This is a genomic window from Nonomuraea sp. CA-218870 (assembly GCF_050936535.1).
Lineage (GTDB): Bacteria > Actinomycetota > Actinomycetes > Streptosporangiales > Streptosporangiaceae > Nonomuraea > Nonomuraea corallina.
The window spans coordinates 992,411-1,012,400 of sequence record NZ_JBNJMN010000001.1 but is presented as its reverse complement, the minus strand read 5'-3'; the positions used below and the strand labels follow the sequence as shown (position 1 = coordinate 1,012,400).

The following is a 19,990-nucleotide window of genomic DNA, read 5'->3' as shown; positions in this document are numbered from 1 at the left end:
GCGCCTCGCAGCTGCGTCGTCTACTTCTTGTTACGCCGCTGGATGCGCGTCTTCTTGAGCAGCTTGCGGTGCTTCTTCTTGGCCATCCGCTTGCGGCGCTTCTTGATCACAGAGCCCACGGGACCCCCAGGTCTTGGTAGCACGTCAGAATCGCGTGCGAGCGCACGCAGGCTCACAGACTACCGGCGATCCATGGTAGATCGCCCCTCGGGGGTGAGTGCCCGGCCGCGCCGCGGCCGGGCCTCTCCCGCGCCTGCACTCACGGCGCGCCGTGGCGCGCCGCTACCCGTGACTCACCCGGCCTCGATGTAGGCCTCGCGAAGATAGTCGTGCACCGCCTGCTCCGGCACTCGGAACGAGCGGCCGACACGGATGGCCGGCAGCTCTCCCGAGTGCACCAGTCGGTAGACAGTCATCTTCGACACTCGCATGACCGTGGCCACTTCAGCCACCGTCAGGAACTTCACCTCGCTGAGAGGTCTTTCGCCTGCACCCATCGGACGCCTCTTCCGCACGTGTTTCCGGGTTATCCCCACTGGTGCCATTGCTCACGCACGTGTACTGCCGTCAGCGTAAGTCGGGACTCGGAGTGCGCAAACCCCCTAGTTTCCCAGTCGAAGGATCCGTCTGTCAGGAGAATCCGCGAAAACGCTGGCCAGCCACGGTTTCCGGCTGCTCAGCCAGTCGCTGGAACTGTCCAAACTGTCATACATAAGAGTCGCCCAGGCCTCATCACAAGTTGGCGAAGGGGCTGCGAGTCTCTCGGAATGCAGGCGCGAAACGACGGTATGAGGATGACCGATTTCGACTCATAGGGCTGTTGTGACTCGTGTGACGAGACGCTGTGTGAGCGGCTGGTAGTAGCGCGGTAGCACGTTGTCATCGAGCGGCACCACCACTTCGATCTTGCCCTCGGCCTCTCCCACGAAGAGCCCGGGGTCGTTGCTGTCGGCGAAGGCCACAGTGGGCACTCCCGCCTCTCCCGCTGCCCCTGCCCACCCGTGGTCGGCGATAACCAGATCAGGCCGCTCGTCTCCCAGCTCGGCCAGCATGTGCTCCATCGGCGCCGCGTCGTGGGTGTGCACGAACGCGCCCTTGTCGTCGAGCATGGCCACCTCGCCCAGGTAGCGCAGACGGCGCGGGCGGCCGAAGCCGGACCCCGCGTAGGTCCAGCCCTCCGCCGGGGCCAGCAGCGTCGCGCCGTGCTCCAGCGCCATCAGGGCGAGCGGCAGGTGGACGGCCAGCAGGCCGGTGGGGTGGCCGGTGGCGAACAGCAGCCGGGGGTTCGGCCCCGACAGCGCGGCGGCGATCCGGTCGGCCATGGCGTCGAGCGCGTCGATGGTGAGATCGGGGTCGATGGTGTCCTGCCCCCAGCGGTGGCCCGGGTCGGCGACCACCCCGGCCGCCTTGGACATGAGCGCGAGCACGTCCCGGAAGCGCCACGGCTGCTCGAAGGTCAGCCCGAGCATGTAATAGGGGTCGCGGTTGGCGAGCGAGCTGTAGTGGTCCAGGTTGTTCTCGCGGGAGGTCGCGACGTTCCCGGCGATGCGGGTCTGGACGAGATGCTCACGGAGTCGATCGCGGCTCAGCACTGGTCTTCCTTAGGGCATCGGATCGAGGCCGTGCAGAGGGAACACCGCGTTTCTGGTCGCCATGATCGCACGGTCGATGGGGTCCGCTGGGTCATAACCTCCGGAGAGATCCTGGAATTCCGCGCTGCGCCCGTCGGTCATGGTGAGCGGCGGCAGCTCGCCCGTGCGCTCGCGTACGAGACGGCGCCAGGCCTCGCTGGTCGGCGTGGCCGGATCGACCGGGTGACCGGAGACCTCGGCGATCAGGTGGGTCCAGATCCTGGGCACCACCTGGACCAGCTCGTAGCCCCCGCCGCCGGTCGCGATCCAGCGGCCGCCCGCCGTCTCGTGGGCCAGCCGGTGGAGGTGGGAGTAGGCGGTGCGCTGGCCGTCGACGCTGAGCATCAGGTGGGCGAGCGGGTCGAGGGCGTGGCTGTCGCAGCCGTGCTGGGTGACCAGGACGTCGGGCCTGAACTCGCGCAGCAGCGGCGGCACCACCGCGTGGAAGGCGCGCAGCCAGCCCCCGTCGCCGCAGCCGGCCGGGAGCGCCACGTTGACCGCGGTGCCGTCGGCGCCGGTCTCGCCGGGGAACCCGGTGCCGGGGAAGAGCGTGCGGGGGCTCTCGTGCAGGCTGATCGTCAGGACCCGCGGGTCGTCGTAGAACAGCGCCTGCACGCCGTCGCCGTGGTGGACGTCCACGTCCACGTACGCGACGCGCGACGCGCCCTGCCGCAGCAGCCAGGCGATGGCCAGGGCGGGGTCGTTGTAGACGCAGAACCCGCTGGCGGTGGCGGCCATGGCGTGGTGGAGGCCGCCGGCCACGTTGACCGCGTGCTCGGCGGCGCCCTCCCAGACCGCGCGGGCGGCGGCGAGCGAGGCGCCGGCGATCAGCGCGGACGCCTCGTGCACGCCCGCGAACGCGGGGTTGTCGGTGGTGCCGAGCCCGGCCGACAGATCGGGCCGCCCGGTGGCGGAGACGCGCTTGACGGCCTCGACGTAGCCGGGGTCGTGCACCATCGCCAGCTCGTCGTCGGTGGCGGGCGCGCAGGGCGTCACCTCGACCTTGTCGAGCACGCCGAGATCCCGCGCCAGCGCCATGGTGAGCTCGACCCGGACGGGCGCGAGCGGATGGTCGGGGCCGAAGTCGTAGGAGGTGAGGGCGTCGTCCCAGATGACCCGCGCCGGCTGGCTCATGCATGCTCCCGTTTCCCTCGCCTTGAGGTGACGTTACCGCAGCGTCAACGGCGGCGGTCCAGCCGCCTTCCCCGCAATACCGGAGAAATTTCCCCTAATCTCAGATCATGGGGATTCGGCGGCGGATCCGGGACGTCTGGCTGTTCCTCCGGCGCCCGCGGGTCTTCGACGTCGCCCTCGTGATCGCGCTCGCCGTGCCGGGAGTCGTCGGCGGCATCGCCACCTGGCTCAGCGGTGGCGACCTGTCCTTCACCGCGATCTACCTGAGCACCGTCCTGGCGCTGCTGATGCGGCGCGAGCGGCCGATCCTCACCGTCGCCCTGCTGCTCGGGCTGGAGATCGCCGCCTCGTACCTGAGGGTCCCCTTCGGCAGCCCGGTCATGATGATCGGCCTCTACAGCCTGGGACGTTACTCCGACGGGCGCAGGGCCGCCGTGGCCGGCGGCGCCGGCGCCCTCCTGTACGCGGCCGGGATCAACCTCACAGCCGCGCTGAACCCCCAGCCCGACCCGCTGGGACTCTGGGTGTCCGGTCTGATGCTCGTCGCGGTCCCGGTGGGGCTGGGGCAGTTCGTCAGGATCCGCGCCGAACTGCGGGAGCGGGCGCAGCGGGAGGCCGCCGACGCCGCGGTGCGCGCCGAGCGGCGGCGGATCGCCCGCGAGCTGCACGACGTGGTGGCCCACCACCTGAGCGTGATCAACGCGCTGGTGGGCGGCGCCAGGGCCACGCTCCCGCCGGGACAGGACGTCGCCCGGGAGGCGCTCCAGGGCGCCGAGCATACGGCCCGCCAGGCGCTGGCGGAGATGCGCCAGCTCCTCGACGTGCTGCGGGCCGACGACGGCGGGGGCGCCGACGCGGCGACGGGGGTGGGCGCCGCCCGGCTGCCGGCGCTGGTCGAGGAGGCGGGGACCGCGGGGCTGCCCGCCCGCCTGACGGTGCTGGGCGAGCCGGTGCCGCTGCCCACCGCGGTCGACCACGCCGTGTACCGGATCGTGCAGGAGGCGCTCACCAACACGCGCAAGCACGCGGCGGGCGCCCGCGCGACCGTGCGCCTGTCGTACGAGCGGGCCGCGATCGAGGTCGAGGTGCTCGACGACGGCACGGCCCGGCCGTCACCCGGTCCGGCCGGCTTCGGGCTCGGCGGCATGGCCGAGCGCGTGGCATTGTGCGGAGGGTTGCTGTCGACCGGCCCCCGCGAGGAGGGCGGTTTCCGCGTGCACGCCCGCATCCCCCTGGAGAAGACGTGATCTCGGTACTGCTGGTGGACGACCACGCCCTGGTCCGAAAGGGCTTCCGGCTGATGCTGGACGCGCAGCCCGACCTCACCGTGGTGGGCGAGGCGGGCGACGGCGCGGAGGCGGTGCGGCTCAGCGCGGAGCTGCGGCCCGACGTGGTGGTGATGGACCTGCACATGCCCGAGCTGGACGGGGTCCGCGCCACCGAGCTGATCACCGAGGGCCTGCCGGACGTGCGGGTGCTCGCGCTGAGCACGTTCGACCTCGACGAGAACGTGGTCGCGGCGCTGCGCGCGGGCGCCTGCGGCTTCCTGCCCAAGGACGTCTCACCCGAGGAACTGGTGGAGGGCGTGCGGGTGGTCCACGCCGGTGAGGCGGCCCTGGCGCCCCGGCTGCTCACCCGGCTGATCGGCACGTTCGTGCGCGCCCCCGAGCCGCCGCGCGCCTCGGCCCGCCGGTCCGTCAGGCTGGACGCGCTCACCGACCGCGAGCGGGAGATCCTGAGGCTGATCGCGCGCGGCCTGTCCAACGCGGAGATCGCCGGCGAGCTGGGCGTCTCCCCGTCCACGATCAAGAACCACGTGACGAGCCTGTTCGCCAAGATCGGCGCGCGGGACCGGGCGCAGGCGGTGATCTTCGCGTACGAGGCCGCGCTGATCAGTCCCGGAGAGTAGGACCAGGGTCCTACGGAGGCCGGTCGCGGACCGTACCTCGGGGGGACGATAACGATCTTCACGGCGATCATGCTGGAACCCATGACCGCTATTCGGGCAACCGACCTGACCAAGCACTACGGCAGGACCACGGCCGTGGCCGGCCTGTCGTTCGACGTGGAGCCCGGCCAGGTGACCGGGTTCCTGGGACCCAACGGCGCGGGCAAGTCGACGACCATGCGCATGATCCTCGGCCTCGACCACCCGTCGGGCGGGTCCGTGCTGGTCGACGGCAAGCCCTACCAGGAGCTGCGCCACCCCCTGCGCAAGGTGGGCGCGCTGCTCGACGCCAAGGCCGTGCACGGCGGGCGCAGCGCCCGCAACCACCTGCTGGCCATCGCGCAGAGCAACGGCATCCCGGCCGGCCGGGTCGAGGAGGTGCTGGAGATCGTCGGCCTGGCCGGCGTTGCCCGGCGCCGCATCGGCGGCTTCTCGCTGGGCATGGCGCAGCGCCTCGGCATCGCCGCCGCGCTGCTCGGCGACCCGGAGATCCTGATCTTCGACGAGCCGGTCAACGGGCTCGACCCCGACGGCATCCTGTGGATCCGCACGTTCATGCGCGGGCTGGCCGCTGAGGGCCGCACCGTGTTCGTCTCCAGTCACCTGATGAGCGAGATGGCGCAGACCGCCGACCATCTCATCGTCATCGGCAAGGGGCGGATGATCGCCGACACGAGCGTGCGGGAGTTCATCGGACGCAGCTCGCAGAGCTACGTGCGGGTCCGCTCGCCCCGGCTGGCCGAGGTGGCCGAGCTGGTCAAGGTGGGCGAACTCCACGCCGACCACCTGCGGGTGACCGGGGTGTCGCCGCTGGAGATCGGCACGATCACCGCCAGGGCGGGGCTGCCGCTGGAGGAGCTGACGTACGTCAAGCCCTCGCTCGAAGCCGCCTACATGGAGCTCACCAAGGACAGCCTGGAGTACACCTCATGATCGACGTCATCCGGTCCGAGTGGATCAAAATGCGGTCGGTGCGGTCCACGGTGTGGACCCTCGCCACCACCGCCGTGCTGATGCTGGGCTTCTCCGCCCTCATCAGCGCCTCCAACAAGAGCGTGGCCGAAGGGCCGATCCCGGGCGATCAGGCGGTGACCACCAGCCTGTCCGGCGGCATGATCGCCGCGCTGGCCATGGCCGCTCTCGGCGTCCTGATGATCTCCAGCGAATACCGCACCGAGGCCATCCGCGTCTCTCTCATGGCCGTGCCCCGGCGCCTGACCCTGCTCAGCGCCAAGATCATCGTGTTCACCGCTGTCTCGCTGGCCGTCTGCCTGGTCGCGTCGGCCGGCGCGATCGCCGTCGGCGTGGCGATCATGCAGCCGCCGTCCGTCGAGGCGGCCGACGTGGCGCGGTCCGCGCTCGGCTCCGCCCTCTACCTGACCGCGTGCGGGCTGTTCGGGCTGGGACTGGGCACGCTGATCAGGCACACGGCGGGCGCGATCGTGTCGGCCATCGGGCTGATCATGGTGCTCCCTCCCATGATGACCCAGCTGCCGGGCGCGTGGGGAACCACCGTGGCCGACTACTTCACCACGAACGCCGGCCTGCTGATCGTGTCCAACCAGGACAACGGCTCGCTGGGCCCGTGGAGCGGGTTCGCGGTCTACCTCGCCTGGGTGACCGCCGCCATGCTGGCCGGAGCCGTGCTGATGCGCCGCCGCGACGCCTAGAACGCGCGGGCGTCAGCCGGAGGCGAGCTCGCGGCCCCGGTCGCGGGCCGCCTCGATGGCCGCCAGGAAGGCCGCCCGCACGCTGTGGCGCTCCAGCTCGGCGATGGCCGCGATCGTGGTGCCGCCCGGCGAGGTCACCGCCTCGCGCAGGATCACCGGGTGCTCGCCCGAGTCGCGGAGCATGACGGCCGCGCCCACGATCGACTGGGTGACCATGTCGAGCGCCGCCGCGCGCGGCATGCCGAGCAGGATCCCGGCGTCGACCATGGCCTCCACCAGATAGAAGAAGTAGGCCGGGCCGCTGCCCGACAGGGCTGTGGCGGCGTCCTGCTGCGACTCGGGGATGCGCAGCACCTTGCCGACCGGCCGCAGCAGGTCCTCGGTGCGCCGCAGGTGCTCCTCCCCCGCGTACGCGCCCGCGGAGATCACGCTCATCGCCTCGTCGAACCGGATGGGAGTGTTGGACATGACCCTGACCACCGCGGTCTCGGCCCCCAGCCGCTGCTCGACGAAGGCCGTGGTGATGCCCGCCGCGGCGGTGATCACCAGGCGGCCGGGGGGCAGGTGGGGGGCGATCTCGGCGAGCAGCGCGCCCATGTCCTGCGGCTTGACGGCCAGGATGAGCGTGTCGGCCGACTTGGCCGCCTCGGCGTTGGAGACGGCCCGCACCCCGTAGCTCTCGGTCAGCGCCCGCGCCCGGTCCGGCCGGCGCACGGTGGCCAGCACGTCGCCCGGCTTGAACCCGGCCCGGAGCAACCCCGACAGCAGGGCCTCGCCCATCTTGCCGGTGCCGAGAATCGCGATCATGTGTTGTCCTCACGCAGTAGACGCCCGGTCGCAGCCTACCGGCGCGCCGAGGTCAGCCCCGCGACAGCAGGGAGCGGGCGAAGAACGCCAGGTTGGCGGGACGCTCGGCCAGCCTGCGCATGAGGTAGGCGTACCAGTCGGCGCCGTAGGGGACGTACACCCGCATCCTGGCCCCCTGCGCGGCCAGCCGCTCCTGCTCGTCGGGCCGCACCCCGTACAGCATCTGATACTCGAACCCGTTGTGGTCGCGGCCCTCCAGGACGGCCAGGGTGGCGGCGACGGACAGGAGCCGAGGGTCGTGGGTGGCGACCATCGGGTAGCCGGTGCCGCTCATCAGCACCCTGAGGCAGCGCGCGTACGAGCGGTCGATGTCGGCCGCCGAGGTGTGGGCGCCGGGCGCGGTGTAGGCGCCCTTGCACAGCCGCACCCTGGCCCCGTCGAGCTTGGCGCAGCGCTCGGCGGCGTCGCGCAGGTAGGCCTGGACCACGACCCCCACGCTCGGGTGCTCCTTGCGGAGGGTGGCGTGGATGGAGTGGAGGCCGGGGATGGTGTCGTGCTCCTCGGCGTCGAGGGTGAGCGTGATGCCCCGCGGGGCGGCGGCCTCGCAGATGGTGGCGGCGTTGTCGAGGGCGAGCTGCTCCGACAGCCGCAGCCCGAGCGCGGTGAGCTTGACCGACACGTCGGAGCCCTCCGGCAGCACCCTGAGCAGGTCGAGATAGGCGCGCACGGCGCCCTCCGCCTGCGCCCTGTCGTGGACGTCCTCGCCGAGATGGTCGACGGTGACGAGCAGGCCCCTGCGGGTCAGCTCGGTGACCGTGCGGGCGATGTCGTCGGCGACGTAGCGTCTGACGACGGCGCGGGTCAGCGGCGAGGTGGAGATGACGCGCTCGGCGCGCGCGCTCCTGGACACGGCGAGTAGGGCCTGACGCAGCACGGCTCAACCCTACTCACCCGGGCTCCCCCCGCCGCCCCGCCCGGGGTGTCCCGCCTCGGACCCGACCGGCTGAACCGGAGACCTGTCATATCCGTCGTAAGGGTATGCGCACAGCGACAGCGACTCTCATAGCCGGATGTCTCCTCCTCACCGCCGGGTGCGGAGCGGAGCGGCCCGCCGAGCAGGCCGCGTCCCAGGGCCCCGACACGCCGGTGTCCAGCTCACCGGTGGCGGACGCGGTGACGCCCGCGCCGACGGTCAAGCCCAAGCCGGTGAAGCCGACGGGTGACGCGGTCAACCCCCGGAAGGTGCGCTTCACCAAGGCGACGCCGGTGTCGAAGGGCCGTCAGGTCCGGCTGACCTGGTGGTCGGGCGTGGAGCCGTGCACGGTGCTGGACCGGGTGAAGGTCAAGGAGACGAGGAAGCGGGTCACGATCACCCTGTACGAGGGCCCGTCGGCGAAGGCCAGGAACGTCTCCTGCATCATGATCGCCATCGAGAAGACCACGACGGTCAAGCTCAAGTCCCCACTCGGGAAGCGGAAGATCGTAGACGGCGCCAAGAGCTGACACCCCGTTCCCCTGCCCTCCGCCCCCGGGAGACCCGCCGCGCACGGCCGGTGGGGCGTACCCGGAGGCGGACCCCTAAGGGACATCTCAGGGAACAAAACGCCCTTGTCAGGGGTTGAGTCGAGTAGGCTCAAGTCGTTTGACAAAGCCTGCTCGAATTCGTACGTTGAGCTTAACCGACTCAACTTTGACTACAAGGACGTACTCATGGCACGTGCGGTAGGTATCGACCTGGGGACGACCAACTCCGTCGTCTCGATTCTCGAGGGCGGTGAGCCCACCGTCATTGCCAACGCGCAGGGCTCGCGGACCACGCCGTCCGTGGTCGCCTTCGCGAAGAACGGCGAGGTCCTCGTCGGCGAGGTCGCCAAGCGGCAGGCCGTCACCAACGTCGACCGGACGATCCGATCGGTCAAGCGGGAGATGGGCACCACCTGGTCCCAGGAGATCGACGGCAAGAAGTTCTCGCCGCAGCAGATCAGCGCCTTCGTCCTGCAGAAGCTCAAGCAGGACGCCGAGGCCTACCTGGGCGAGAAGATCACCGACGCGGTGATCACCGTCCCGGCCTACTTCAACGACGCGCAGCGCCAGGCCACCAAGGAGGCCGGCACGATCGCGGGTCTCAACGTTCTGCGCATCATCAACGAGCCGACCGCGGCCGCGCTCGCGTACGGCCTCGACAAGGAGCAGGACCAGACGATCCTGGTCTTCGACCTCGGCGGCGGCACCTTCGACGTGTCCCTGCTCGACGTCGGCCAGGAGGACGGCCACGGCTTCGTCGAGGTCAAGGCGACCAGCGGCGACAACCACCTCGGCGGTGACGACTGGGACCAGCGCGTCGTCGACGAGCTCGTCAAGCGCTTCCAGAACGCGCACGGCGTCGACCTGTCCAAGGACAAGATGGCCCTCCAGCGCCTGCGCGAGGCCGCGGAGAAGGCCAAGATCGAGCTGTCGGCCCAGTCCGAGACCTCGATCAACCTGCCCTACATCACCGCCTCGTCCGAGGGCCCGCTGCACCTCGACGAGAAGCTGACCCGCGCCGAGTTCCAGCGGCTCACCGCCGACCTGCTCGAGCGCTGCAAGGGCCCGTTCCACCAGGTCATCAAGGACGCCGGCATCAAGGTCTCCGACATCGCCCACGTGGTGCTGGTCGGCGGCTCGACCCGGATGCCCGCCGTCACCGAGCTGGTCAAGGAGCTGACCGGCGGCCAGGACCCCAACAAGGGCGTCAACCCGGACGAGGTCGTCGCCATCGGCGCCGCCCTGCAGGCCGGCGTGCTCAAGGGCGAGGTCAAGGACGTCCTGCTGCTCGACGTGACCCCGCTGTCGCTGGGCATCGAGACCAAGGGCGGCATCTTCACCAAGATCATCGAGCGCAACACGACGATCCCGACCAAGCGCTCCGAGGTCTTCACCACGGCCGAGGACAACCAGCCGTCGGTGCAGATCCAGGTCTTCCAGGGTGAGCGCGAGATCGCGGCCTACAACAAGAAGCTGGCCACCTTCGAGCTGACCGGCATCGCGCCGGCGCCGCGCGGCATCCCGCAGATCGAGGTCACCTTCGACATCGACGCCAACGGCATCGTCAACGTCTCCGCCAAGGACCTGGGCACGGGCAAGGAGCAGACGATGACGATCACCGGCGGCTCCGCGCTGCCGAAGGACGACATCGAGCGCATGATGCGCGAGGCCGAGTCCTACGCCGAGGAGGACCGCAAGCGCCGCGAGGAGGCCGAGGTCCGCAACAACGCCGACGGGCTCGCCTACCAGACGGAGAAGTTCCTCCGCGAGAACGACGACAAGGTTCCCGGCGACATCAAGGCCGAGGTCAACGACGCGCTCGCCGAGCTGAAGAAGGCTCTGGAGGGCACCGACACCGACACGATCCGCAACTCGGCGGAGAAGCTCGCCACGGTCAGCCAGAAGATGGGTTCGGCGATCTACGCGCAGAACCAGGGCCAGACCGCGGGCGGCCCGGAGGGCGCTCCCCAGGACGCCTCCGCCGGCCAGGAGCAGAAGGCCGACGAGGACGTCGTCGAAGCCGAGATCGTGGACGATGAGCCGAAGAAGGACAAGTGAGGCCGTTGCGTGAGAACGGGCATGAGGAGCCGGTGATCCGCGACAACCGCAAGATCGACCCGGAGACGGGGGAGGTTAGGGTGCGCCCCGAGGACGATTCGCCCAAGCAGGATCAGCAGCAGGCGCCGGCGGAGTCCGCTCCGGCCGACGCCGAGCTGCGGGCCCAGCTGGACGAGCGGACCGCCGACCTGCAACGCGTCCAGGCCGAATACCAGAACTACCGCCGCCGCGTGGAGCGCGACCGGGTGGCCGTGCGCGAGCAGGCCACCGCCGCGGTGCTGGCGGAGCTGCTGCCGGTGCTCGACGACATCGGCAGGGCCCGCGAGCACGGCGAGCTCACCGGGGGTTTCGCGAAGGTGGCGGAGTCGCTGGAGGCGGTGCTCACCAAGCTGGGTCTCAGCGCCTACGGCCAGAAGGGCGACCCGTTCGACCCGATGGTCCACGAGGCGCTGATGCACACCTACTCGCCCGAGGTGACCGAGCCGACGGCGATCGAGGTGCTGCAGCTGGGTTACCGGATGGGTGAGCGGGTGCTGCGTCCGGCGCGCGTGGCCGTGGCCGAGCCCGGGGACGCGCCCGCGTCCGATGACGACGACAACTGACAAGGACGAAGGGCCGTAGATGAGCACCAAGGACTACCTGGAGAAGGACTACTACGCCGTCCTTGGTGTGCCCAAGTCAGCCACCGCCGACGAGATCAAGAAGGCGTACCGGAAGCTGGCCAGGCAGTACCACCCCGACACCAACCAGGGCGACTCGGCCAAGGAGAAGAAGTTCAAGGAAGTCTCCGAGGCCTACGACGTCCTGTCCGACAGCAAGCGCCGCAAGGAGTACGACGAGGCGCGCACACTGTTCGGGTCCGGGGTGGGCGGCCAGCGTCCGGGTGGTGGCGGCAACTTCGGCTTCGACTTCGGCGACCTGTTCGGCGGCACCGGTCAGCAGACCGGTGCCGGGGCGGGCGACCGCTTCAGCGACCTGTTCGGCGGGCTGTTCAACCGGGGCGGGAGCACGACCCGCACCACCTCCGCCACCAGGCCGCGGCGCGGACAGGACATCGAGTCAGAGGTCACGCTGTCGTTCACGGAGGCTGCCGAGGGCACCACGGTTTCGCTCAGGCTGACCAGTTCCGCCGCGTGCACCGCGTGCAGCGGGACGGGCGCCAAGGCCGGCACCACCCCGCGGGTCTGCCCGACCTGTGAGGGCACCGGCGCGGCCAGCCGCAACCTGGGCAACTTCGCCTTCTCCGAGCCCTGCCGCGACTGCAAGGGTCGCGGGCTGCTGGTCGACGACCCCTGCCCCGTCTGCGAGGGCAGCGGCCGGGCCAAGAGCATCCGCACGATCCAGGCCCGCATCCCCGCGGGGGTGTCCGACGGGGCGCGGGTCAGGCTCAAGGCCAAGGGAGCGCCCGGCGAGAACGGCGGTCCGGCCGGTGATCTCTACATCGTGACGCACGTCAAGCCGCACCCCGTGTTCGGCAGGTCGGGTGACAATCTGACCGTCACGGTTCCCGTGACGTTCACGGAGGCGGCCCTCGGCGCCGAGATCAAGGTGCCGACGCTCAAGGGAATGCCGGTGACCCTGCGCATCCCCGCGGGCACGCCGAACGGGCGCACCTTCCGCGTCCGCGGCCGGGGCGTCACCCGCAAGGACGGCACCAAGGGCGACCTGCTCGCCAGCGTCGAGGTCGTGGTGCCGAAGACGCTCGACGACAAGTCGCGGGAGCTGCTCACGGAGTTCAACACCGCCACAGCGGCCGAGGACCCGCGGGCCGAGCTCATATTGAGAGCCAGAAGCGAGTGAGCCGATGGACGCCAACTACTTCGACCTGTCCGATGACACTCCTGTTTATGTGATTTCGGTGGCCGCGCAGCTGTCGGGGCTGCATCCGCAGACACTGCGGCAGTACGACCGGCTCGGTCTGGTCTGCCCTGGCCGCACGGCGGGGCGCGGCCGCCTCTACTCGACCAGAGACATCATCCAGCTGCGCGAGGTCCAGCGGCTCTCCCAGGAGGAGGGCATCAACCTCGCCGGCATCAAGCGGATTCTGGAGCTGGAGAACGAGTCGCTGCGGCTGCGCGAGGAGGTTCACCGGCTGCGCGCCGAACTCCAGATGATGAAGGCGCTGATCCGCTACGAGTTGCCACCGGGGGCGTAGATGGAATACAAGCTCACTCAGAAAAGTCAGGAGGCGCTCTCGGGAGCCATGCGGCGGGCCGCCGCCGACGGCAATCCCGAGATCTCTCCGATCCACCTGCTGACCACGCTGCTCGCGCAGACCGGCGGCACCGCCGTCCCGCTGCTGGAGGCGGTCGGCGTCGACTGGAAGGCGCTGCGGGCCAAGGCCGAGGAGCGGCTGGCGGCGCTGCCCAAGGCGCAGGGCGCGACGGTGGGGGCGCCCACGAGCTCCCGCCAGCTGCTCACGGTCATGAACACCGCCGCCCAGCACGCCAACCGGCTGGAGGACCAGTACGTCTCGACCGAGCACCTGCTGGTCGGCCTCGCGGCGGACGGCGGCCAGGCCGCCGAGCTGCTCAAGGCCGCGGGGGCCACGCCGCAGGCGCTGCTCGACGCGTTCGAGAAGGTACGCGGTCACGCCCGGGTCACCAGTGAGACGCCCGAGGACACCTACCAGGCGCTGGAGAAGTACGGCGTCGACCTGACCGAGCGGGCCCGAGCGGGCAAGCTCGACCCGGTCATCGGCCGCGACTCCGAGATCCGGCGGGTGGTGCAGGTGCTCAGCCGGCGCACCAAGAACAACCCGGTGCTGATCGGCGAGCCCGGCGTCGGCAAGACGGCCGTCGTCGAGGGCCTGGCCCAGCGCATCGTGGCCGGTGACGTGCCGGAGTCGCTGCGCAACAAGCGGCTGATCGCGCTCGACCTGGGCGCGATGGTCGCGGGCGCCAAGTACCGCGGCGAGTTCGAGGAGCGGCTGAAGGCGGTGCTCTCCGAGATCAAGGAGAGCGACGGCCAGGTCGTGACCTTCATCGACGAGCTCCACACCGTCGTCGGCGCGGGCGCCGCCGAGGGCGCCATGGACGCGGGCAACATGCTCAAGCCGATGCTGGCCCGCGGCGAGCTGCGGATGATCGGCGCGACCACGCTCGACGAGTACCGCGAGCGCATCGAGAAGGACCCGGCGCTGGAGCGCCGCTTCCAGCAGGTGTACGTGGGCGAGCCCACGGTCGAGGACACCATCGCGATCCTGCGCGGGCTGAAGGGCCGCTACGAGGCCCACCACCAGGTGCAGATCGCCGACAGCGCCCTCGTCTCCGCCGCCGCGCTGTCCGACCGCTACATCACCAGCCGTTTCCTGCCGGACAAGGCCATCGACCTGGTCGACGAGGCCGCCTCCCGGCTGCGGATGGAGATCGACTCCCGTCCGGTCGAGATTGACCAGCTCCAGCGGGCCGTCGACCGGATGAAGATGGAGGAGCTGGCGCTGTCCAAGGAGACCGACGAGGCCTCCGTCCAGCGCCTGGAGCGCCTGCGCCAGGAGCTGGCCGACCGTCAGGAGGAGCTGAACGCCCTGGTCGGCCGCTGGGAGCACGAGAAGGCCGGCCTCAACAAGGTCGGCGAGCTGAAGAAGCAGCTCGACGAGGCGCGCGGCACCGCCGAGCGGGCGCAGCGCGACGGCGACTTCGAGACCGCCTCCCGCATCATGTATGCCGAGGTGCCGCGCCTGGAGCAGGCGCTGAAGGCCGCCTCCGAGGCCGCCCCGCCCGAGAACGCCATGGTCAAGGAGGAGGTCGGCCCCGACGACATCGCCGAGGTCATCTCGTCCTGGACCGGCATCCCTGCGGGCCGCCTGCTGGAGGGGGAGACGGCGAAGCTGCTGCGCATGGAGGAGGAGCTGGGCAAGCGCCTCATCGGCCAGCACGAGGCCGTGCGGGCGGCGTCCGACGCGGTCCGGCGCAGCCGGGCCGGCATCGCCGACCCCGACCGGCCGACAGGCTCGTTCCTGTTCCTCGGCCCGACCGGTGTCGGCAAGACAGAGCTGGCCAAGGCGCTGGCGGAGTTCCTGTTCGACGACGAGCGGGCGATGACCCGCATCGACATGAGCGAGTACTCCGAGAAGCACAGCGTCGCCCGGCTCGTCGGCGCGCCCCCCGGCTACGTCGGCTACGAGGAGGGCGGCCAGCTCACCGAGGCCGTCCGGCGTCGCCCGTACACCGTGGTGCTGCTGGACGAGGTGGAGAAGGCCCACCCGGAGGTCTTCGACATCCTGCTCCAGGTGCTCGACGACGGCCGGCTGACCGACGGCCAGGGCCGCACGGTCGACTTCCGGAACACGATCCTGATCCTCACGTCCAACCTCGGCTCCCAGTATCTCGTCGACCCGACGCTGGAGAACGGCGCCAAGCGCGAGGCCGTGATGGGCGCGGTGCGCAGCGCGTTCAAGCCGGAGTTCCTCAACCGGCTGGACGACGTGATCCTGTTCGACGCGCTCGGCACCGAGGAGCTGGCGCAGATCGTGGACCTGCAGGTCGACCGGCTCGCCCAGCGGCTGGCGGACCGCAGGCTGACCCTGGACGTCACACCTGCGGCCCGCGAGTGGCTGGCCCTGACGGGCTACGACCCGATGTACGGGGCGCGCCCGCTGCGCCGCCTGGTCCAGTCGGCGATCGGCGACAAGCTGGCCAGGGCGGTGCTGTCCAGCGAGATCGTCGACGGCGACAAGGTCCTGGTCGACCTCGGCGACGACGAGCTGACCGTCCAGCGGGCCTGAGCACCCGCCGTACACCCGCGGAAATCCCGCCGGACACGCGCCAACGCCCGGAGGCCCAGCCTCCGGGCGTTCGCCGTTCCCCGGCGGGTCATCTGCGGGTCCGTTCCTTGAGGTTCGGGTCCTTAAGGAACGGGCCAGCCTTCCGGCAAGCCGCCTCCCCGCTCTCGCCTGCCTGACTAGCTTCGCGTTCGTCAGTCACCGAGAACGATCAGGGGGACGAGAAGTGCCTACGCGGAACATCCGAAGGATTCTGGCCATGGTCACTCTGACCGCGGGGGTCAGCTGGCTGGGGGCCGGCCCCTCGGCCGCGGACGACTGCCTGGCCGCGCGGGCCCGCGTGGGCTCGCCCGCGGCGGCGCTCTGCGACGAGCTGGCCAAGGCGCGGCTGAGCGACGGCGCCGGCCCGCTGCTCGGGTCGGAGAGCACCCACCTGGCTCTGAACGCGGTCAGGATGGCCGAGCGCATCAACTTGACCGGTCTGGTCGCCCCGCGGTCCGAGCACGGGCTGTCGGACCTGGGCGGGTTCGTGGCCACCTCGGCCATGCCGCCGGTGGCGAGCGAGCCGGTGACGAGCGAGCCGGTGGCGGACGTGACCGGCCTGCTCAAGCTGCCCGCCCTTCCGGTGCTGCCCGAAGCCGCCCCGCCGGCGGTCTCCGGGACCGGGCGCGCTCCCCTGCCCTCGGACGGACGGCCGCGCCCCGCGGACACCCCGATCGACCTCACCGGCCCGGTCCACCAGACCAGGGACGAGATCGTGGACCGCGCGGTGCCGCGCGTGGCGACGGAGCTGGACCGGGCGGACATCCCGGGCCGCTCCCTCGACGGCGTCACGCGCCTGCTGGGCGGGCTCTCCCTGCGCTGAGCCCGGCCCGTCAGGAGACGAGGGCGTCGATCTCGTCCTCGGGCAGGCCCAGGTCGAGCCTGATGCGGTAGCGGGTGCGCAGCATCGACATCCGCTCCGGGTCGTCGCTCGCGCAGGTCAGCAGGGCCTGGGTCACCCACTCGTGGCCGGCCTCCAGGTCGCCGTAGGCGACGAGGGTCTCGGCGATGCTGTGGGCGGTCGCCGCCGAGACGTCCCCTTCGGCGCGGACCGTCTCGATGACCTCCCTCGCCTCGTCGTGCCGGTCGAGCTCGAACAGCGTGTCGGCGATGCCGGCACGCGGGTCGATGCCCGTCTCTCCACCGTCTTCGACCGCGCGCTGGAAGCACTCCAGCGCGCGGGCCGGCTGACCGGCCGCGCGCCACTCCTCGGCCGCCTGAACCAGGATGGACGCTCTCGACACGTCGCCGCTGGAGTAATCGAGCGCGACGTCGTACAGCCTGCCGGCCAGCGAGCCGTGGTCGTCGGCCAGCAGCGCCTGCTCAAGCAGGCGATCAAGGTGCTCACGGGTCACATGCGCCACAACGCGAGACTACCGAGAGCCGTGCGGTTTTGCCCGCTCAATAAGCATCGGCGATGGCGGATGAGGCCACCACGATTCGTCACCAGTTGCTCACGAGGCGCATATCTTCACAGGTAATGGGGCATATACCGGTCACTTCGCGCCCGAGAGCGGAAGGGGCTGGGATGAGCGGGTCCAGGCAGATGACGTCCGCGCTGGCGGTCGCGGTGGTGCTGTCGGCCGTGGGCCCCGGGGTCGCCGGCTACGTTTCGGCCCGGCTGGAAGGGGTCGATGCGGCCGAGCGGAGACTGCGGGCCCTGGAGGACGAGCTACGCGCGAGAGAGCACGCCGTCCGGCCGGTGTCGTTCCCCGAGGAGTGCGCGCGGCCCCACGAGCCGCACTGGCTGCCGGAGTTCCTCGAGGCCTGGGAGCGGATCCGCTAGTCGGGCCGCGGCGTGTAGGACCTGAGCTGACGCGACAGGAATCCGCGCACGAGTTGCCTGGCCGCGTCGATGATCTCCTCCGAGCCGTCGGGGTCGCGGCGGAAGGCCAGCTTGAGCACCGCGTCGCCGGCCTCGACCGCCACCACCACGGCGACGTCGAGCTCGTGGCAGTCGGCCAGCCCGAACTCCTTGAGCAGCAGCCCGCGCAGCCGGCCCGCGATCACGGTGTTGTTGTCGGAGTCGGAGTCGAGCAGGTTGAGGTCGACCACGTCGCCGAACTGGAGGCTCCTGAAGCCCGGCACCGTGCGGTGCATGGCGACGTACTCGTCGATGATCGCGTCGACGGCGTCCCACCAGCCCCGGTAGTCCTCCTCCATGAACCGGCGGCCCACCCTGGAGACGAACAGCTCCACGTTGCGCCGGGTCAGCTCCTGGGTGATGGCCCGCTTGTCGGGGAAGAACTGATAGACCGAGCCGATCGCGACACCCGCCCGGTCGGCGATCCGGGTCGTGGAGAGCGCCTCGTAGCCGATCTCGTCGAGCAGGTGGGCGCAGGCGTCGAGCATCCGCTCGACCCGCCGGGCACTGCGGCGCTGCGTGGGCTGCCGGCGCAGCGCCTTCGGCGACGCACAGTCATCTTCTGGTTGCGGCATGGACACGCCATCATCTTCCCCCGCCAGACCAGATCGTTACCCACGATTGACCGGATTTCCCGGGAATCCGGTGAGCTCGGCCGGCCCATGGAGTGCGGATGGGGAGATCCCGGACAGCGTTGACGAACCGACCGCCTTCCCCGGATCGCCTCAGGGCCGGGCGGCCAGCCCGGTGCAGGAACGCAGCGCCTTCCAGTCGGCCACGGCCTGCGTCCGCGCGGCGCCGGTCATCGGGACCGGCACGCCGTTCTGGATGGTGGCGGGGGTCCACCGGTCCTTGAGGATCTTGCGGCCGTTGATGGTGAGGGTCAGCACGCCGGTGCGGCCCGTGGTGGCGGGGTTGGAGTTGTAGAAGACGAAGTTGCCGAGGCCGTAGCTGATGTAGGCGTTGTCGAGGTACCCGGCGCCCAGCAGGATGTGCGCGTGCCCGCCCACCACCACGTCGGCGCCGGCCTTGACCAGCTTGGGGGCCAGGGAGAGCTGCGCCGGGTTGGGGCACTTCTGCATCTCGGTGCCCCAGTGCAGGTGCACGATGACGGTGTCGGAGCTCTTGCGCGCCTGCCGTACCGCCCTGATCAGGCGGGCCTCGTTCTTGGCCGACGCGAGGCCGCCCTTGTCGGGGGTGGCGGTCCAGGAGTCGATGAACTCGGCGTCCAGCACCTGGGTCGCGCCGATGATCGCGACCCGGTTGCCGTTCACCGTCTTCCTGAACGGCTTGTACGCCTGCGCCTCGTCCGCCCCGATGCCCACCATCGGGAAGCGGGCCTTCTTGACCGCGGCGAGCGAGTCCGCCAGGCCGGTCTCCATGTAGTCCATGCCGTGGTTGTTGGCCATCGAGGCGACGTCCACGCCGGCGGCCTTGAGCGCGGTTATCGCGCTCGCGGGCGCCCGGAACGTGTACTGCTTGCCGGGCGCGGGGGTGCCGCCCGTGGTGATGGCGGTCTCCAGGTTGATCATGGCCAGGTCCGCCTTGCGCAGCACCGAGGCGATCGGGCCGAGCGCGGTGCGCGGGTTGTCCAGCCGCGCCCGCAGGAAGCCCTCGAAGTGCACGTCCCCGCCGAAGGCGATGGTGTACGGCTCGCGCTCCGGGGTGGCGGGGGCCGTGGGCTCGGCCGAGGTGGTGGCGGCCGCCTGCCGCTGCCGCTCGGGCGTCTCAGAGCCGAAGGCCGAGCAGGCGGCGACGGAGGCCACGACGGCCAGTGCCGAGAGTGCGCGGGGGAGGTTCATCGGGGGCGCCATCCAGCTCGATCGGGACTTTCAGGGATCGAGCATGCCATGTCCTGACTATTGCCGCGTAGTGACCCTCGTTTGACATCAAACGACAAGAAATCGGACTTAGCCCCTGAATAAGATCACAAAGACGGACGCCCCTGCTGCGGCGATCGAAGTCGCCGATCACCCTGACGCGACAGGCGCGCCAGGCGCGGCCTCTCAGGCAGCGGGCGACGGTGGGTTTCTCACTGACGGGCCATGGTCTGTCCATCCAGGCGCGGGGGGCGGCCGTGGACACTCCTGGCGTCACGCGGTGGAGGCGAAGGGATCCGTGAGGCGCTGAAGCAGGCGGGGGTCCTGCGTACGGAAGAGGGCTGTCGCGGTTTGTTGATCAAGGGGGCCGCGGTGCGTCATGATGGGCGGGGATCTTGCGCCCGCTGGGCGGGCGGGGAAAACCGGGGCTGTGACCAGCCTCCGTCTAACGGCCCTGTCCGGTTGCGTCACCAACCTGCCAGGGCCGTTTTTCACGCGCTGGCCGAAAGGGCCTCCAGGTCGAACTCTCCGTCCCGGACGCCGGCCGTGAACGCGGCCCACTCCGACGGGGTGAAGACCAGGACGGGTCCGTCCTGCTCCTTGCTGTCCCTCAGCGCGACGTTTCCGTCGGCGAGGGGGGCGACCTCAACGCAGCTGCTGGCTCCGTTGCAGAAGCTGCTCTTCTGCCAGGCCGCCGTCTGGTGGTGGATAGACATTTTCTCCCCAAATGGGCGAAGGGGCGCCATTGCCCCTTTTGTTCCGATGTTCG

Annotated in this window: 22 protein-coding genes; 12 read left to right on the top strand and 10 right to left on the bottom strand. The window is 70.5% G+C overall.

Features of this window, described 5'->3' with window-relative positions:
* Nucleotides 1-20: 20 nt before the first annotated feature.
* The 4 genes from ACQEUU_RS05080 to ACQEUU_RS05065 all read right to left on the bottom strand — a co-directional run bounded on the left by ACQEUU_RS05080 (nt 21) and on the right by ACQEUU_RS05065 (nt 2,765).
* On the bottom strand, nt 21-119 hold the full coding sequence (locus tag ACQEUU_RS05080) for a 30S ribosomal protein bS22 (protein ID WP_018654693.1): 99 nt from the start codon (nt 117-119) through the stop codon (nt 21-23).
* 174 nt (nt 120-293) lie between these two features.
* On the bottom strand, nt 294-497 hold the full coding sequence (locus ACQEUU_RS05075; RefSeq protein ID WP_026214222.1) for a helix-turn-helix domain-containing protein: 204 nt from the start codon (nt 495-497) through the stop codon (nt 294-296).
* A 312-nt stretch (nt 498-809) separates the two neighbouring features.
* Complete coding sequence (locus ACQEUU_RS05070) at nt 810-1,592, bottom strand: phosphatase (RefSeq protein ID WP_433060943.1); 783 nt, start codon at nt 1,590-1,592, stop codon at nt 810-812.
* Between the two features lie 9 nt (nt 1,593-1,601).
* The gene (locus tag ACQEUU_RS05065) at nt 1,602-2,765 is read right to left on the bottom strand and encodes an acetoin utilization protein AcuC (protein ID WP_433060940.1); all 1,164 of its coding nucleotides are present in this window, start codon (nt 2,763-2,765) and stop codon (nt 1,602-1,604) included.
* Between the two features lie 107 nt (nt 2,766-2,872).
* On the opposite strand from ACQEUU_RS05065, the gene ACQEUU_RS05060 reads away from it, so the two are divergent.
* From ACQEUU_RS05060 to ACQEUU_RS05045, 4 genes are all read left to right on the top strand, one after another.
* The gene (locus ACQEUU_RS05060; RefSeq protein WP_433060938.1) at nt 2,873-4,012 is read left to right on the top strand and encodes a sensor histidine kinase; all 1,140 of its coding nucleotides are present in this window, start codon (nt 2,873-2,875) and stop codon (nt 4,010-4,012) included.
* Nucleotides 4,009-4,674 carry a response regulator gene (locus ACQEUU_RS05055; protein ID WP_433060935.1) on the top strand — a complete coding sequence of 222 codons (666 nt, stop codon included), beginning with the start codon at nt 4,009-4,011 and terminating at the stop codon, nt 4,672-4,674. The genes ACQEUU_RS05060 and ACQEUU_RS05055 overlap by 4 nt, the downstream gene beginning before the upstream one ends.
* An 81-nt stretch (nt 4,675-4,755) precedes the next feature.
* The gene (locus ACQEUU_RS05050; protein ID WP_433060933.1) at nt 4,756-5,646 is read left to right on the top strand and encodes an ABC transporter ATP-binding protein; all 891 of its coding nucleotides are present in this window, start codon (nt 4,756-4,758) and stop codon (nt 5,644-5,646) included.
* Nucleotides 5,643-6,383: an ABC transporter permease gene (locus ACQEUU_RS05045; RefSeq protein WP_433060931.1), complete on the top strand. Its 741-nt coding sequence runs from the start codon at nt 5,643-5,645 to the stop codon at nt 6,381-6,383. The genes ACQEUU_RS05050 and ACQEUU_RS05045 overlap by 4 nt, the downstream gene beginning before the upstream one ends.
* 12 nt (nt 6,384-6,395) lie before the next feature.
* Here the strand turns inward: ACQEUU_RS05045 and proC are convergent, their stop codons facing one another.
* Complete coding sequence (proC, locus tag ACQEUU_RS05040) at nt 6,396-7,190, bottom strand: pyrroline-5-carboxylate reductase (protein WP_433060928.1); 795 nt, start codon at nt 7,188-7,190, stop codon at nt 6,396-6,398.
* 52 nt (nt 7,191-7,242) lie between these two features.
* Nucleotides 7,243-8,124, bottom strand: a complete 882-nt coding sequence (locus ACQEUU_RS05035) for a proline dehydrogenase family protein (protein WP_433060925.1) — start codon at nt 8,122-8,124, stop codon at nt 7,243-7,245.
* Nucleotides 8,125-8,228: 104 nt separating this feature from the next.
* Here ACQEUU_RS05035 and ACQEUU_RS05030 point away from each other — a divergent pair, with 104 nt between their 5' ends.
* From ACQEUU_RS05030 to ACQEUU_RS05000, 7 genes are all read left to right on the top strand, one after another.
* A complete protein-coding gene (locus tag ACQEUU_RS05030) occupies nt 8,229-8,693 on the top strand; it encodes a hypothetical protein (RefSeq protein WP_433060923.1) in 465 nt (154 codons plus the stop codon).
* A gap of 207 nt (nt 8,694-8,900) precedes the next feature.
* Nucleotides 8,901-10,772, top strand: coding sequence for a molecular chaperone DnaK (dnaK, locus tag ACQEUU_RS05025; RefSeq protein ID WP_433060920.1), 1,872 nt, complete (start codon nt 8,901-8,903; stop codon nt 10,770-10,772).
* Nucleotides 10,769-11,374 carry a nucleotide exchange factor GrpE gene (gene grpE, locus ACQEUU_RS05020; RefSeq protein WP_433060917.1) on the top strand — a complete coding sequence of 202 codons (606 nt, stop codon included), beginning with the start codon at nt 10,769-10,771 and terminating at the stop codon, nt 11,372-11,374. The genes dnaK and grpE overlap by 4 nt, the downstream gene beginning before the upstream one ends.
* A gap of 19 nt (nt 11,375-11,393) precedes the next feature.
* Nucleotides 11,394-12,572 (top strand): molecular chaperone DnaJ, encoded by a 1,179-nt coding sequence (gene dnaJ / locus ACQEUU_RS05015; RefSeq protein ID WP_433060914.1) that lies wholly within the window; start codon nt 11,394-11,396, stop codon nt 12,570-12,572.
* Nucleotides 12,573-12,576: 4 nt separating this feature from the next.
* Nucleotides 12,577-12,927, top strand: a complete 351-nt coding sequence (locus ACQEUU_RS05010) for a heat shock protein transcriptional repressor HspR (RefSeq protein ID WP_433060912.1) — start codon at nt 12,577-12,579, stop codon at nt 12,925-12,927.
* Nucleotides 12,928-15,498, top strand: coding sequence for an ATP-dependent chaperone ClpB (clpB, locus tag ACQEUU_RS05005; protein ID WP_433060909.1), 2,571 nt, complete (start codon nt 12,928-12,930; stop codon nt 15,496-15,498).
* A 256-nt stretch (nt 15,499-15,754) separates the two neighbouring features.
* Complete coding sequence (locus tag ACQEUU_RS05000) at nt 15,755-16,360, top strand: hypothetical protein (RefSeq protein ID WP_433060906.1); 606 nt, start codon at nt 15,755-15,757, stop codon at nt 16,358-16,360.
* Between the two features lie 10 nt (nt 16,361-16,370).
* Here the strand turns inward: ACQEUU_RS05000 and ACQEUU_RS04995 are convergent, their stop codons facing one another.
* Nucleotides 16,371-16,901 (bottom strand): tetratricopeptide repeat protein, encoded by a 531-nt coding sequence (locus tag ACQEUU_RS04995; RefSeq protein ID WP_433060903.1) that lies wholly within the window; start codon nt 16,899-16,901, stop codon nt 16,371-16,373.
* Nucleotides 16,902-17,065: 164 nt separating this feature from the next.
* On the opposite strand from ACQEUU_RS04995, the gene ACQEUU_RS04990 reads away from it, so the two are divergent.
* Entirely contained in the window at nt 17,066-17,323 is a 258-nt protein-coding gene (locus ACQEUU_RS04990) for a hypothetical protein (protein ID WP_433060901.1), read from the top strand.
* Here the strand turns inward: ACQEUU_RS04990 and ACQEUU_RS04985 are convergent.
* From ACQEUU_RS04985 to ACQEUU_RS04975, 3 genes are all read right to left on the bottom strand, one after another.
* On the bottom strand, nt 17,320-17,976 hold the full coding sequence (locus tag ACQEUU_RS04985; protein ID WP_433071737.1) for a TetR family transcriptional regulator: 657 nt from the start codon (nt 17,974-17,976) through the stop codon (nt 17,320-17,322). The genes ACQEUU_RS04990 and ACQEUU_RS04985 overlap by 4 nt on opposite strands.
* Before the next feature lie 150 nt (nt 17,977-18,126).
* Nucleotides 18,127-19,203, bottom strand: a complete 1,077-nt coding sequence (locus tag ACQEUU_RS04980; protein WP_433060898.1) for a CapA family protein — start codon at nt 19,201-19,203, stop codon at nt 18,127-18,129.
* Between the two features lie 509 nt (nt 19,204-19,712).
* Nucleotides 19,713-19,937: a DUF397 domain-containing protein gene (locus ACQEUU_RS04975; RefSeq protein WP_433060896.1), complete on the bottom strand. Its 225-nt coding sequence runs from the start codon at nt 19,935-19,937 to the stop codon at nt 19,713-19,715.
* Between the last annotated feature and the right edge of the window lie 53 nt (nt 19,938-19,990).

Bases quoted from the DNA above. Each gene is read 5' to 3' on its own strand.
- ACQEUU_RS05075 (WP_026214222.1), bottom strand. From the start codon at position 497: ATGGGTGCAGGCGAAAGACCTCTCAGCGAGGTGAAGTTCCTGACGGTG.
- ACQEUU_RS05065 (WP_433060940.1), bottom strand. From the start codon at position 2,765: ATGAGCCAGCCGGCGCGGGTCATCTGGGACGACGCCCTCACCTCCTAC.
- ACQEUU_RS05060 (WP_433060938.1), top strand. From the start codon at position 2,873: ATGGGGATTCGGCGGCGGATCCGGGACGTCTGGCTGTTCCTCCGGCGC.
- ACQEUU_RS05050 (WP_433060933.1), top strand. From the start codon at position 4,756: ATGACCGCTATTCGGGCAACCGACCTGACCAAGCACTACGGCAGGACC.
- ACQEUU_RS05045 (WP_433060931.1), top strand. From the start codon at position 5,643: ATGATCGACGTCATCCGGTCCGAGTGGATCAAAATGCGGTCGGTGCGG.
- proC (WP_433060928.1), bottom strand. From the start codon at position 7,190: ATGATCGCGATTCTCGGCACCGGCAAGATGGGCGAGGCCCTGCTGTCG.
- ACQEUU_RS05030 (WP_433060923.1), top strand. From the start codon at position 8,229: ATGCGCACAGCGACAGCGACTCTCATAGCCGGATGTCTCCTCCTCACC.
- dnaK (WP_433060920.1), top strand. From the start codon at position 8,901: ATGGCACGTGCGGTAGGTATCGACCTGGGGACGACCAACTCCGTCGTC.
- dnaJ (WP_433060914.1), top strand. From the start codon at position 11,394: ATGAGCACCAAGGACTACCTGGAGAAGGACTACTACGCCGTCCTTGGT.
- ACQEUU_RS05010 (WP_433060912.1), top strand. From the start codon at position 12,577: ATGGACGCCAACTACTTCGACCTGTCCGATGACACTCCTGTTTATGTG.
- clpB (WP_433060909.1), top strand. From the start codon at position 12,928: ATGGAATACAAGCTCACTCAGAAAAGTCAGGAGGCGCTCTCGGGAGCC.
- ACQEUU_RS05000 (WP_433060906.1), top strand. From the start codon at position 15,755: ATGGTCACTCTGACCGCGGGGGTCAGCTGGCTGGGGGCCGGCCCCTCG.
- ACQEUU_RS04990 (WP_433060901.1), top strand. From the start codon at position 17,066: ATGAGCGGGTCCAGGCAGATGACGTCCGCGCTGGCGGTCGCGGTGGTG.
- ACQEUU_RS04985 (WP_433071737.1), bottom strand. From the start codon at position 17,976: ATGCCGCAACCAGAAGATGACTGTGCGTCGCCGAAGGCGCTGCGCCGG.
- ACQEUU_RS04980 (WP_433060898.1), bottom strand. From the start codon at position 19,203: ATGAACCTCCCCCGCGCACTCTCGGCACTGGCCGTCGTGGCCTCCGTC.
- ACQEUU_RS04975 (WP_433060896.1), bottom strand. From the start codon at position 19,937: ATGTCTATCCACCACCAGACGGCGGCCTGGCAGAAGAGCAGCTTCTGC.